Here is a 13215-nt window from a genome sequence, read left to right on the forward strand (position 1 = left end):
GCGGCGGAACGGTCCGGGAGGCGAACTGCGCCTCCCGGACTGTCGTAACCCACCGGTTTCCCGCCCGTTGTCCCGCCCGTTCGCCCACCTGTGTCCCGGCCCCTTCCGCCGTGCGCCCTGCCCGCTGTCCCGTGCGCCCCGTGGCCCGCCCGGCGCGCGCCCGCACGGCCGGCGGTGCGGAGGACGGCGCGTCCGGCGGCGCTCAGGAAGGGCCGCCTCCGGGCCCCGCGTCCGGTCGGTGTCCGGTGCGCCCAGGACATGCGCCGGGAGTCTTCGGCACGACGGATCCGGATGGTCGTACACCGGTTCGGCACCCCTCTGTGTCCATGAATGATCGCTTCCGCCCTCCTGAGAATGGCTGAATGTCGACTGTCCTTCTCGTGGTGTTTGTACGCGTATGTGGCTGGCGTGATCCTTCCGAGGCGTCCCGAAGTGTCGTCAAATCGCTCATGCCGGTGGCGTGTTCACTTTTTGCTGGTGCTACCCGGGGTCCGTCCCGGGCGCCTCCTTCGTGGCAGCATGTTCCCGAACGGCCCGGGTCAAGGGGTGATCCCCCGACGATCCGCGTCCCGGCGGCCATGATCCGGCCGGGCCCGGTGAACGACGGTTTTGTCCACAGCCTGTGGAGGCGGCGATGCGGTGGTTGGTGGGGTGGAGCAGTATCGCCGCGAACTTCGGTTCGGCCGGAGTGGTCGGTTCCGCGGAGGAGGGCCGTACGGTCCACCCCGTCGGCTCCCAGCTCCTGTGGGGTGACCCCGATCCGCTCTGGGCGGTCGGCGACTGGCGGCCCGACGAGGTACGCGTCGTCACGGCCGACCCCTCCCCGGGCCCCGGCGGCGCCACCCCGACCACCAGGATCGCCGTCCTCGGCTGCTGCGCCGCGAGCGACGAGGAACTGCGCGCCGGACTGCTCTCGGCGCGCGGCGGGGCCCTGCGCCATCTGACGGCCTGGCCCGGCAGCTACACCGCCGTCGTCCAGGTCGGCCGGCGCGTCACGATCATCGGCGACCTCGCGGGCGCCAGACCCGTCTTCTACACCCCCTGGGCGAACGGCACCGCGTACGCCACCGCCGCGCTCCCGCTCGCCGACCTCATCGAAGCCCAGCTCGACATCGGGCACCTGGCCGCGCTGCTCGCCTGCCCCGAGACCCCGGAGGCGCTGCGCGACTCCACCCCGTACGAGGGCGTGAAGCGCATCCCGCCCGGCCACGCGCTGATCCTGCGCGAGGGCTCGCGCGAGATCACCGGCTACGAGCCGGTCGCCTCCCTCGCCGTCGCCGGACCCCAGATGGAGGCGCAACGCGCGGTCGACGGTGTACGGGACGCGCTGGTCGAAGCCGTACGGGCGAGGCTCACCGCCCCCCGCCACGCGCCGGAGTTCCTGCCCCCGGACCCGGGCCCCGTGCCCGGGATGGGGCCCGCCGAGCGGCGCGCCCGCCGCGGGGCACCCGCGCCCGGCATCGGCTCCGACCTCTCCGGAGGAAGCTCCTCCGGAACGCTCGCGCTGCTCGCCGCCGGTCTGCCCGGAGTGCCCGGCACCGTCCTCGGCCACGGCACGGGCGCGGGCGAACGCCTCCTCGCCGTCACCTTCAACGACCTCACGGAGGACGGCCGCGAACCCGAACTGGAACGCGCCCGCGCGATCGCCGAGAACCCCCGGCTGCACCATGTCGTCGTCGCGGCGGGCGAGGAGGCCCTGCCGTACGCGGGCCTGGAGAACGGGCCGCTCACCGATGAGCCCGCGCCCTCCCTCGTCACCGCGGAACGCCACCGTGCCCGGCTCGCCTCCGGCAGCGCCGACCACTTCACCGGCACGGGCGCCCGGCAGGTCCTCGACGCGCATCCGGCGCGGCTCGCCGACCTGCTGATGGACCGAAGACGGCGGCACCTGCTGCGCCCGGTGACCGCGCTCGCCCGCGCCGAAGGCCCGTCCCCGCAGTCCCTGTTCATCCCGCTCACCGTGTACCGGGCCGCGCGCAGGCTCGCCCGTACCCCCTACCGGACGGGACTCGAAACCGCGGCCGGCCGGCTCCTGGAGGCGAACCGCCCCGGAGCCCGCGCCCATGGCGCCGGCCCTCTGAACGCCTCCCTCGCCGCCCTCACCTGGTCACGCCCCGGCCCGGCCGCGCGCTGGCTCACCGGTGAGGCACTGGCTGAAGTATCGGTTCGTCTGACGGCCGCGGCGACCCGGCCCGTATCGGTCCAGCGCCCCGGCGAGGCCCGGGCCCGCGCGGCCCTCGCCCGGCACGCCACGGTCCAGCGCATCCTGGAGCAGGCCTCGGAGGTCCGCAGCCAGCGCATCCACGCGCCCTTCCTCGACAACCAGGTCGTACGCGCCTGCCGCGATCTTCCCGAAGCCCTGCGGGTCCGCCCGGGCGCCCGCGCGGAGATCCTCCGTACGGTCCTCGCGGGCACGGGCATCCACGATCTGCCCCCCGGCTGGGGCGCCACCACCCAGGCCACGTCCGCCGCCACCGCCCGCAAGGGCCTGCGCGCGGCCCTTCCGCACCTGATCGCCCTCTTCGACGCCCCCCTGCTCGCGGACGCCGGCCTCATCGAGGCGCGCGTCGTCCGCAAGGCCCTCCGCGCCGCCTCCGAGGGCGAACCCGTGCCCCTCGACGGCCTCGCCGACCTCATCTCCACCGAACTCTGGCTCCGCCGCCTCCTCTCCCGCCGCGGCACCTGCTGGACCGGCACGGCGGCCCCCCGCCAACGCGCGGTGGCGGGCGGCGTCCCCCCGCGGCCGACGCTGAGGTCCTAGGACCTTTCGTCCGCGCGGTGCCGGGGCACGCGAGCCCGGCACGACCCGAACGGCAGGCCCCGGTCCGATCCGGACGGGCGGCCCGGCCCGACGCGTCTCCCTCCCGGCGCCTTCCCTTCCCGGCGGCCCTACGGAACGACTTCCGTGTCTCCGGCCGTCCTGGCGCGGAGGTTCACGGGCTCGCGGGGCGGAGACGGTGCCGGTGAGAGGCTCACCCGCAGGTGATCCGCGACTCCGCCCACCCCGCAAGCGCCACCGCGTCCAGCCCCGCCTGCGGCTCCACCACCAGGCGGATCGTCTCCCGCCCCGAGATCGAGACCTGCATCGGCAGCGCCGTGTCCCCCCTGCGCAGCACGGGAGAGCGCCACAGCCGCGTCCCGTCCCCGTACACGGAGAACCGCATCGCCCGTGGCCCCAGCGTCAGATCGTCGACGCCGACCTTGGCGTTGTAGAGGGAGCAGGACCGGTTGAGGTCGATCGTGACGGACGACTGGGCCCGTACGGTCACCCCGTGCCCGTAGTGGTCACCGCCGATCGACATGCCCCACCGCTGCCAGAGCCAACTGCTCGCCCCCAGCCGCACCTCCGGCCCGGTGTGGTCGCCGAACAGGTTGTACTTCAGCCGGTTGACCGGGTACACCTCCGGCTCGGGCCGCGGTTCCGGCGGTGTGGTCGCCGGTGTGGACGGCTTCGGCGCGGGCGTGGACGGCCTGGGCGTCGGTGACGGGGACTCCGAGGACGCGGGCGCGGGGGGTTCCGGCTGTGCGGAAGGCCCCGGCGACGGCTTCGCGGGCGGCTTCGGCGCGGGCTTCGCCGGTCCCGGTCCCGGTCCCGGAGCCGGTGCCGCTCCGGCCGGGGGCCCCGGCTTCGACCCCGGCCGCGCGGGCGGCTTGGGGTCCTCCGGAGGCACGGGATTTCCCGGCACCTGTTGCCCCACCGGCGGTTTCTCCTTCGCCTTCGGCTCGGGCACGGGCTGTGGATCGCCCGCCAGCGCGAACACCAGCCCGGCCGCCGCCGCGACGGCGATCGCCGCGCCGATACCGACCTTGACCGGCGCGCCCAGGCCCTCGGACGCGGCCCCGCCGGCCCCGGCGGAACCACTGCCCCCGGCACCCGTGGCGGCCGCGGCCGCGCCCGCTCCCGCCGCGCCCACCGCACCACCGGCGACGACACCCGCCGCCTTGAGGGAGTAGCCCGCGGCGAACCAGCCGATGACCGCGACCGGCAGCAGCGCCGGAATACCGGCGTTGACGTGCTCCAGCTCACCGGCCGCCACCCGGCACCGGACGCACTCCTCCAGATGCTTGCGCAACCCGCGTTCGGCCCGCATCCGCAGCCCGCCACGTGCGTACGCGCCCAGCCGGTCGGCATACCGGGCGCAGTCGCCGCCCGAGGTGAGGGAGGTGCTGACATGCGCCTGGAGGTACGCCTGCTTGAGCCCCTCGCGGGCCCTGCTGGCCAGCACCGCCGTGGCATTGGCCGTCAGCCCGAAGAGCGGCGCGACCTCGCTGGGCGACTCCTCCTCGACCGTGGTGTGCCAGAGCACCGCCTGCCAGCGCTCCGGCAGCGACCGGAACGCCTGCATGGCCAGCGACTGCTCCGCCTCGTGCATCGCCCGGACGTCGGCCCCCAGTTCGAGGGTGTCGTCGGTCGCGACATCGGTACTGCGCGCGGCCTCCGCGGCGAACACCGCGAAGTCCTCGACCAGGTGCTCCCGCTTCGCCGTCTTCGCCCAGGTCGCCGCGACCCGCCGTACGGTCGTGAGCAGGTACGCCCGTACGGCGTGCTCCGGCCCCGAGCCCCGCCGCACGGCCTGGAGCGTCCGCGCGAACACCTCGGCCGTCAGGTCGTCGGCGGTGTGGGCGTCCCGGCAGCAGGTACGCGCGTAGCGGCGTACGGCATCGGAGTGACGGCGGAACAGCTCCTCGTACGCGCTGTTGTCGCCGCCGCGCATGCGCTGGATCAACTCGGCGTCCGCCACCACGGGTTCACGCGGAGGCAGCAGGGGGCCCCCGCCCTCCCGCTGCTGGGGCACGGCGTGGCTCTCCGCGCCGGAGCCGGCCGAACCGTTCTTGCTCACGCCGGTGCCGGAGGAACCCGGGGAGCCCGGAGAACCCGGGGAGCCCGGAGAACCTGTGGAGCCCGCGGAACCCGTGGAGTCGGTGGAACCCGTGGAGTCGGTGGAACCCGAGCCACTCGCGCCGGGGACGGTGTCCGCCCAGCCGCTCCCCGAGGGGGAGTCGTCCGCCTGGATCCTGCTGGTGCCCTGCATGGGGACGGAATGGCCGGGCGCCGACCGACCGGCCTCGGGGTCCGATACCTCCGTACCGCCCGATCCGGACCCGGCACCCGGTCCGGCCGCAGGGCCTTCGCCGGATGTCCTCGGAGTCCCCGATCTCGATCCACCGGGCCCGCCCTGACCGGGTACCTGCCGTGAGGACGTCCCGCCGGGTCCCGCACCGTCGCCGTCGCCGAGTGACTCGTCCCGCGCGTCCCGCCCGTCACCGCTCATCACGGAAGCCTCCGTTCATCGCGGAAGCTCCCGTCAGCACCCTCAGACACGAACACCGAGCCAGCGTGCCACACGGTGACAGTGCATCAGGGTCTCTGCTTGCATCAACCACTCATCCGGGGAGTTCTGTCGAATCCGTGCGCTATCCATCACCCATTAGTGTAAGACTCAATCAGTTGCCCCCAAGACCCGGCCCGGGTGCTCCGGCCGGGCGTCGCGGACTCAACAGGCCCTGACAGCACACCGGTTCGCCTGGTCCACCGTCCGCGCGGGGCGAATCATCCCGTACCCCCACAGTCCGACTCGGGCGCTCACCGGCGAGCGGATCCAGGGGAGCGGGAACATCCGCCCGGAGTAGTCGGTCACCCACTCCGACGGCCCAGCCGCGCGCGCCGCACCCGCATGGTCCAGCGCCCTTGTGCCCGGCCCCTCGTGCCGAGTGGTCGATCCCCTGTCAACCCGGCGCGCCGTGTGGCCGCAGGCCCGGCCCAACCGGCTCGCCCGCGCTTCCGCGCACCCCGCCCAACCGATCGCCAACGCCGATCGGGCGCCCCCGGCCACCGGGCCGAAACAGCCGGTTACGGGGACGGGCGACCATGCCTCGGATTCACCGGCGCCCGACGGACGCCACTGTGCGACGCGCCCCGCTCTCCGCAGGCGCACGGGCGCACGACGTCACCCCGCGGACAAGTCGGCTACACCCGCGCCACCGCGGAGCGAGATCACCGCGCACGCAGGGCCATCCCGGGGACAGCGTCATCCCGGGAACAGAGTCACTGCGCCCGACGTCACCGCGTATCGCGAACGACGTCCCCCGCGCGCGGCGGCACCACGAGGCGGCACCACGGAGCCGCACCGGCCCGAGGGCCCAGTGCCGCTCCGGCTGCTACGCCGTCCTCGGCCGCAACCCTTCCAGCAGGATGTCCAGCAGCCGGGCGGACGCCGCCGCCTGCTGCGCCGCATCCGGCAGCGCGGGCGCGGCCGTGGCTATCACCAGCAGCACATCCGCCACGGTCACATCGCCGCGCAGCTCGCCCGCCGCCCGGGCCCGGTCGACCAACTGCCCCACGACATCGAGCAGATCACCCGTGCCCGCGTCGTCCGGGACGTCCAGCGGAGCGGGGCGCTGCCCCACGATCCGCAGCTCGGGCACGGAATCGGGAGCCGGCGCCCCCGCCCGCTGCTGCGGCACCCGCGCCTCTTCCCGCGCGGCCGGCGCCCCCGGCTCCGCGACAGCCGGGGGCTCCTCGGAGTCCACGCCCACCCGCAGCACCTGCGGCGGCAGAAGCCGTCCCGCCCCCGACGCCACCGACGTACGAAGGAAGCGGGAGAGCGCCGACCACGGCTCCTCCTCCTGCCCCAGAGCCGTACGCGCCTGCTCGGTCAGCCGGGAGGTCTCCTCCTGGGCTATCCGCCGGACCAGCACGTCCTTGCTCGGGAAGCGGCGGTACACCGTCCCGACGCCGACGCGGGCGCGGCGCGCCACGTCTTCCATCGGCGCCCCGTACCCGAGCTCGCCGAACACTTCACGCGCGGCCCTGAGCACATGTTCGAGATTGCGCTGCGCGTCCACCCGGAGGGGCGCCGAGCGGCTGGCCCCGCCCGATCCCACCCGTCCGTTTCCTTCACTGCCCACATGTCCACCGTGGCCGACGACCCCACCGTGCCCGGTCTGCCCGTCGGCGATGGGCGAGACAGCGGCCTGCCAATGCGAATCCTGAATGGTCATACACGTTCCCCCGGTCACTGTGTCTCCCCCCGGAGACCTCCCCACCTGGTCCTGCCGGATGTGCCTTGGCCAGGCACCCCGACGAGGTACGAACATAGTTGAGCCAGGGTCAATTCAGAAGGGGGTAGTTCCGCACGGAGCGCCCCCCGATCGGAGCAAGGACCGGAAGACTCCCGTTTACGCCCCCCGACATCACCCCTCCTATGGCATCTGACCTGGGCACCTTCCCCAATTCCCGGGAATCGCCCGGCGCGCGCCCTCCCGAAGCCTCCGGTCACACAATTTGCCGGGCCTGTGGACAAACGCCTGGGACCGTTGCCTCATGGGATGGTGACGGCTGCCAACTCCCAGGGCTCTGACCCCGGCTCCCCCCGTGGCACGGCCCCCAGCAACCAGGGCGCGACCCCAGGCGCTCCACCGAGCCCCCAGGCCGACAACAAGCGCATTCTTGTCGTCGGCGGCGGTTATGTCGGGATGTATACGGCCCTGCATCTCCAGCGGAAGCTGAAGCGGGAGCTGGTGCGTGGTGAGGTGGAGATCCTCGTGATCACCCCCGACCCCTATATGACGTATCAGCCATTTCTCCCGGAAGCGGCGGCCGGATCCATTTCCCCGCGTCATGTGGTGGTCCCCCTGCGGAGAGTTCTCGGCACATGCAAGATCCTCATCGGTGAGGCCAGGGCCGTCGACCACGCCAAGCGAACCGCCTCCGTGACCACGCTCGCCACCGCCGACGAAGGCACGGGCGCGATTGAATTCGTGTATGACGAACTCGTTATCGCGCCGGGATCGATCTCCCGCACCCTCCCGGTCCCCGGCCTCGCCGACTACGCCATCGGCTTCAAGACCGTCGAAGAGGCCATCGGCCTGCGCAACCACGTCATCGAGCAGATGGACATCGCCTCCTCCACCCGTGACCCCTCGATCCGCGACGCGGCGCTGACCTTCGTCTTCGTCGGCGGCGGCTACGCGGGCGTCGAGGCACTCGGCGAACTGGAGGACATGGCCCGCTACACCTCGCGCTATTACCACAACATCAAGCCCGAGGACCTCAAGTGGATCCTCGTCGAGGCCAGCGACCGCATCCTCCCCGAGGTCGGCGAGGAGATGGGCGGGTACGCCATCCGCGAGCTGCGCTCCCGCAATATCGACGTACGCCTCAAGACCCGGCTCGACTCCTGCGAGAACCGGGTCGCCGTGCTCAGCGACGGCAGCCGCTTCCCGTCCCGTACGGTCGTGTGGACCGCGGGGGTCAAGCCCGCACCGGTCCTCGCTGCCACGGACCTGCCGCTCGACGGCCGCGGCCGTATCCGCTGCACCGCCCGGCTCACCGTCGCCGGCGTCGACCATGCATGGGCGGCCGGTGACGCCGCCGCCGTCCCGGACGTCACCTCCGGGACGCCCGGCGCGGAGTGCGCGCCCAACGCCCAGCACGCCCTGCGCCAGGCGAAGGTCCTCGCCGAGAACCTCGCCGCGTCCCTCCACGGGAACCCCCTCAAGGAGTACGCGCACTCCTACGCGGGCTCGGTCGCCTCCCTCGGCCTCCACAGGGGCGTCGCCCATGTCTACGGACACAAGCTCAAGGGCTACCCGGCCTGGTTGATGCACCGCGTGTACCACCTCAGCCGCGTCCCCACCTTCAACCGCAAGGCGCGCGTGCTCGCCGAGTGGACGCTCGCCGGGCTGTTCAAGCGGGAAATCGTTTCGCTCGGGTCCCTGGAACATCCGCGCGCCGAGTTCGAGCTCGCCGCCGGCGGCAGACGCGGGCTCCACCCCGGGGCAGGCGGTACCGGGCCCGGCTCCGGACGCGCCCCCGGGAACGGCCGTGGCCGAGCACCCGGCGACGGCGCCGGAAGAGACCCGGGAAGGGGTCCCGGAAAGGGCCCGGGAAAGAGTCCGGGAGCACCGGACCGCGATGGGCGCCCCACTGATCCCGGTGATCCCACCGACCCCAGAAGCACCTAGTAGACGCCCAGTCGACACCGACTGTCAGTCCGGTCGGTCACACTGGACGTGTGACCATAGGTGGGCTCACATTTGCACAGAGTGACCCTCGTGACCCTTGGCGACAACCATTGAGGCTAGAAAGTCAGTGAACTTCACGCGTTGGAGCTCAAGGCTCCCCGGTACGCAGCGCCGCGCCGCAGCGCGGAGGACCGACCGCGCGATCTCCCCGACGACCCGCCCCACCCAGCGGGGAGAAAGCGGTCAGGACGGCGGGGAGAGGGACGAGGCTGGTGAGGCACCCCGGCAGCACCGGGACGACCGGCAGCCCGCCCGGCCCGGCCGCGTGGACCCGCCCGAGCCCCGCGGCGAGCGCCCGGTTCCCGCCGCCCGCGGCGAGTCCGGACAGCCCCCGCCCCACGCGCCCGCCCTGGAGGACTTCCCGTCCCGCGAGATCCTCGGCCGCCTGCCCGCCCTCGTCGCCCTGATGTACGGCCCCGAGCACCGCGTCGCGTATGTCAATGACGCGTACACCGCAGCCTTCGGCCCCCGCCCGGTCGGCAGCACCGCCGCCGACGCCTGCCCCGAGCTGGCGGAGCTGGGCCTGTCCCCGCTGATGGACCAGGTCCTGCGCAGCGGCAAGGCCCGCACCGTGAAGTCCCGCAAGGTCCCCGACCAGGGCTCGTACACCGTCACCTGTCTGCCCGTCGAAGTCCCCGGGGAAGACGGCGGCGGAGGTGGCGTGCTGGTCTTCGCCGCCGATGTCACCGACCACGCCGAGGCCGCCGAGCGGCTGCGCACCAGCGAGCGCCGCCAGCGGGAGACCGCCGTCACCCTCCAGAGGTCCCTGCTGCCGCAGAAGCTGGAGCAGCCCGACGACCTCCAGGTCGCGGCCACCTACCAGCCCGGCGGCGAGGACGCGGCGGTCGGCGGCGACTGGTACGACGTGATCACCCTCGGCGGCGGCCGCACCGCACTCGTCATCGGCGATGTCATGGGCCGCGGTGTGCGCGCCGCCGCCGTCATGGGCCAGCTCCGCACCGCCGTCCGGGCGTACGCCCGGCTCGACCTCCCGCCCCACGATGTGCTCCAACTCCTCGACGGCCTCGCCTCCGAGATCGACGCCAGCCAGATCGCCACCTGTGTCTACGCCGTCCACGACCCGAACGAGGGCAGGCTCGTCTACGCCTCGGCGGGCCACCTCCCCGTGCTCGTACGGGACGAGGACGGCACGGTCCGCCGCGCCGCGGACCCCACGGGCCCGCCGCTGGGCACCGGCGGCTGGCTCCACAGCACCGGCACCATCGCCCTGCCGCCCGGCTCCAGCGCCGTCCTCTATACGGACGGCCTGGTCGAGCGGCGCGGCGAGGACATCGACGAAGGGGTCGCGGCCCTGGAGCGCGCGCTCTCCGGCGCGACCGGCACCCCCCAAGTCGTCTGCGACCGGCTGATCCGCGCGATGGGCATCAGCGCCGACCACGACGACGACGTAGCCGTCCTGGTCGTCCAGCACCCCACGCGTACGGGGGTGGCGGCCGAACTGTTCCACAACGCGGCACTCGATCTGCTCGGCGGTGTCGAAGCGGCCCCGCGTGCCCGCGCCTTCGCGTCCGGAGTCCTCGCCTCCTGGCGCTTCTCCCCGGAGCTGCACGACCTCGGCGTCCTGGCCACCAGCGAACTGGTCGCCAACTCCCTCCAGCACGGCACCCCGCCCATGCGCCTGAGACTCCGCCGCACCGACCGCCGTCTGATCATCGAGGTCACCGACGGCGACGACCACCTCCCGCGCCGCCGCCGCGCGGAGACGGAGGACGAGGCGGGCCGCGGGATCTCGATCATCGCGGCGATCGCCTCGTCCTGGGGCAGCCGGCGCACACCCGGCGGCGGCAAAGCGGTCTGGTGCGAGTTCGCCCTGCCCGCGTAGTCCGCGGCCCGTCGCCCTCGCCCCGGTCACCCAGCCTAAGCGGCGGCCTCCACCGGTTCCGCCGGTTTGTACTGCGCTACCACCCGCGTCTTCGCCGCGAGGGACGGCTGATCCTGTACGGGGGTGAGCTGCCGCCCCAGCCGTACCGCCAGCACCGTGATGCCCAGCGAGAACAGCACGAACGTCACGATGTACGGCCCGTGCAGCGCGGCCCCCATGGGCCCGCCGATCGCCGGACCGATCGCCAGCGCCAACTGCTTGACCAGTGCGAACGCCGAGTTGTACTGCCCCACCATCGACTCCGGCGCCAGATCGACGACCAGCGGCGCGACGGTCGGCGCGAGCATCGCCTCGCCGAGCCCGAAGAGCGCGTACGTCGAGATGAATGCGGCCGTGGCCATGGCCTGGCTGCTCGCGCCCAGCCCCGCGTACCCGGCGGCCGCCCAGGCGACGGCCCAGATCAGACCGACCGCGGCGATTACCCGGGTCCGCTTGTGCCGGTCGACGAACTTCAGGATCACGAACTGCGCGATACCGATCACCGCGGTGTTCGCGGCCAGCGCCGTACCGAACATCGACGGCTCGATGCCCGCGGCCTCGGTGCCGTACGCCGAGAGCCCCGACTCGAACTGTCCGTAGCACGCGAAGAAGAGGATGAAGCCCAGCACGCTCAGCTGCACCATCGCCTTGTGCCCGAGCAGCGCCTTCATCCCGCCGCCCGCGGAACCCTCCGGCCGCGGCCCCCGGACGGGCACCGGACGCGGCAGCCGCACGGTCAGCACGATCGCGGCCAGCACCAGGAACATCACGGACTCGATGCCGAACAGCAGGGTGAAGCTGCCGGGACGGCTCTTGTCGACGATGTTCCCGCCGATCAGACCGCCGATGCCGAGCCCCAGGTTCTGGAGGAAGAACTGGAAGGCGAAGGCACGCGTCCGGCTCGTCGCGTCCGACGACCACACGATCATCGTCGCGAGCGCCGGCTGGGTCACCGCGGTACCGGCTCCCAGCAGCGCGGCCGACAGCACGACGGTCACCGTGTTCGAGGACAGCCCGAACGACAGCGCGCCCAGCGAGGCCACCACCGAGGCACCCACCAGCACGGGCTTCGGCCCGCGCCGGTCGATCACACGTCCGATGAACGGCAGGGCGACGAGTGCGGCCATCGCGAAGACGCCGATGACGACACTCGCCGTCGTCGAGCCCAGATCCCGTACGTACGCCACATAGATGTACAGAAACGGAACCGTGAACCCCAGCCCGAACGCGCTCAGCGCGCTCCCCGCCTGGATCCGGCGCATCGCTGCACCCATCACCCTGGTCACACTCACCTGCCTCATTGTTCCGTAGGAGTGAAGCTTCAACACTTCAACAGTAAAGTTAGAGCGTTAACAGTACATGTCGAAGGACTTCAACGCGAATGAACGCCATGCGATACTGCCGCTTATGCCTACCGCGACCCCCGAGGACCCAGCAGCGCCTGGCCGGCCCGTCATCCGGGAGCCGAGCCTCGACGAGCAGATCGCCGCGTACCAGCGCGAGTACGGCGACCTCGACCCCCAGGTCGAGAAGGTCGTCTCGGCCCTCGGCCGCCTCAACCGCCGCATGAACGTCGCGTACGGCCGCCAGGTCGCGACCCTCGGCATCAGCAACGCCGAGTGGGAGGTCCTCAAGAGCCTGGTCCTCGCCGGCTCCCCGTACCGCATGGGCCCGGGTGAACTCGCGAAGCGCCTCGGCCTCACCCCCGCCGCGATGACCCACCGCATCGACCGCATGGCCGCCGAGGGCCTGGTCACCCGCGACCGCGACGAGAACAACCGCGTCCGAGTCATCGTGGAGCTGACGGACGAGGGCCGTACGAAGTGGCTGGAGGCGATGCGTATGGCCAGCACCTTCGAGGAGGACCTCCTCCAGGACCTCGCCCCCGAAGAACGCGCCGTTCTGGGCGACCTCCTCATCCGCGTCCTGCGCCGTGTGGAGCACGCCCAGCCGGACGCGGGCGGCCGGCTCACCGACCTCGACTAGCCGACCGACAGGCCCGTGACCCGGGAATTTGACACACTCTTCACGAGTCCGTAAGGTTCTTCGAGTTGCCCACGGGACCGGAACGGTTCTGCGGCGCACACTCCGGCCGCTGATGCGGCACCAAAACTCAGCACGATCTCCCATCCGGGAAGCATTTCGGCATGCCGCAATGCTTTTCGAAAGCCTCGATTATGAGTCGGACGGGAAATCCGCTAAGGTTTTGAACGTCGGAACGGCCGAAGGGCCGGAAAGACATCCCGATTTCGACCGGGAATCAGGCCCGAAAGGATCTGATAGAGTCGGAAACGCAAGACCGAAGG

The 13215-nt window shown here is 72.4% G+C and carries 7 protein-coding genes; 4 read left to right on the top strand and 3 right to left on the bottom strand.

Annotated elements, in window-relative coordinates; genetic code table 11:
* Nucleotides 1-634: 634 nt before the first annotated feature.
* Nucleotides 635-2761, top strand: coding sequence for an asparagine synthase-related protein (locus ACFYT4_RS33640; protein ID WP_389277870.1), 2127 nt, complete (start codon nt 635-637; stop codon nt 2759-2761).
* Nucleotides 2762-2972: 211 nt separating this feature from the next.
* Here ACFYT4_RS33640 and ACFYT4_RS33645 read toward each other — a convergent pair whose 3' ends face one another.
* Both ACFYT4_RS33645 and ACFYT4_RS33650 read right to left on the bottom strand, forming a co-directional pair.
* Nucleotides 2973-5033 carry a sigma-70 family RNA polymerase sigma factor gene (locus ACFYT4_RS33645; RefSeq protein WP_389277873.1) on the bottom strand — a complete coding sequence of 687 codons (2061 nt, stop codon included), beginning with the start codon at nt 5031-5033 and terminating at the stop codon, nt 2973-2975.
* 1126 nt (nt 5034-6159) lie between these two features.
* Nucleotides 6160-7002 (bottom strand): TetR/AcrR family transcriptional regulator, encoded by an 843-nt coding sequence (locus ACFYT4_RS33650; protein WP_389277876.1) that lies wholly within the window; start codon nt 7000-7002, stop codon nt 6160-6162.
* A gap of 327 nt (nt 7003-7329) precedes the next feature.
* On the opposite strand from ACFYT4_RS33650, the gene ACFYT4_RS33655 reads away from it, so the two are divergent.
* Both ACFYT4_RS33655 and ACFYT4_RS33660 read left to right on the top strand, forming a co-directional pair.
* The gene (locus tag ACFYT4_RS33655; RefSeq protein ID WP_389277879.1) at nt 7330-8967 is read left to right on the top strand and encodes an FAD-dependent oxidoreductase; all 1638 of its coding nucleotides are present in this window, start codon (nt 7330-7332) and stop codon (nt 8965-8967) included.
* Between the two features lie 127 nt (nt 8968-9094).
* Nucleotides 9095-10870 carry a SpoIIE family protein phosphatase gene (locus ACFYT4_RS33660; protein ID WP_389277883.1) on the top strand — a complete coding sequence of 592 codons (1776 nt, stop codon included), beginning with the start codon at nt 9095-9097 and terminating at the stop codon, nt 10868-10870.
* A gap of 35 nt (nt 10871-10905) precedes the next feature.
* Here ACFYT4_RS33660 and ACFYT4_RS33665 read toward each other — a convergent pair whose 3' ends face one another.
* Complete coding sequence (locus ACFYT4_RS33665; RefSeq protein WP_389277891.1) at nt 10906-12171, bottom strand: MFS transporter; 1266 nt, start codon at nt 12169-12171, stop codon at nt 10906-10908.
* Between the two features lie 145 nt (nt 12172-12316).
* On the opposite strand from ACFYT4_RS33665, the gene ACFYT4_RS33670 reads away from it, so the two are divergent.
* Nucleotides 12317-12895 (top strand): MarR family winged helix-turn-helix transcriptional regulator, encoded by a 579-nt coding sequence (locus ACFYT4_RS33670; protein WP_389277886.1) that lies wholly within the window; start codon nt 12317-12319, stop codon nt 12893-12895.
* Nucleotides 12896-13215 lie beyond the last annotated feature (320 nt).

Origin of the sequence: Streptomyces sp. NPDC004609 (assembly GCF_042873655.1) — a bacterium.
GTDB lineage: Bacteria > Actinomycetota > Actinomycetes > Streptomycetales > Streptomycetaceae > Streptomyces.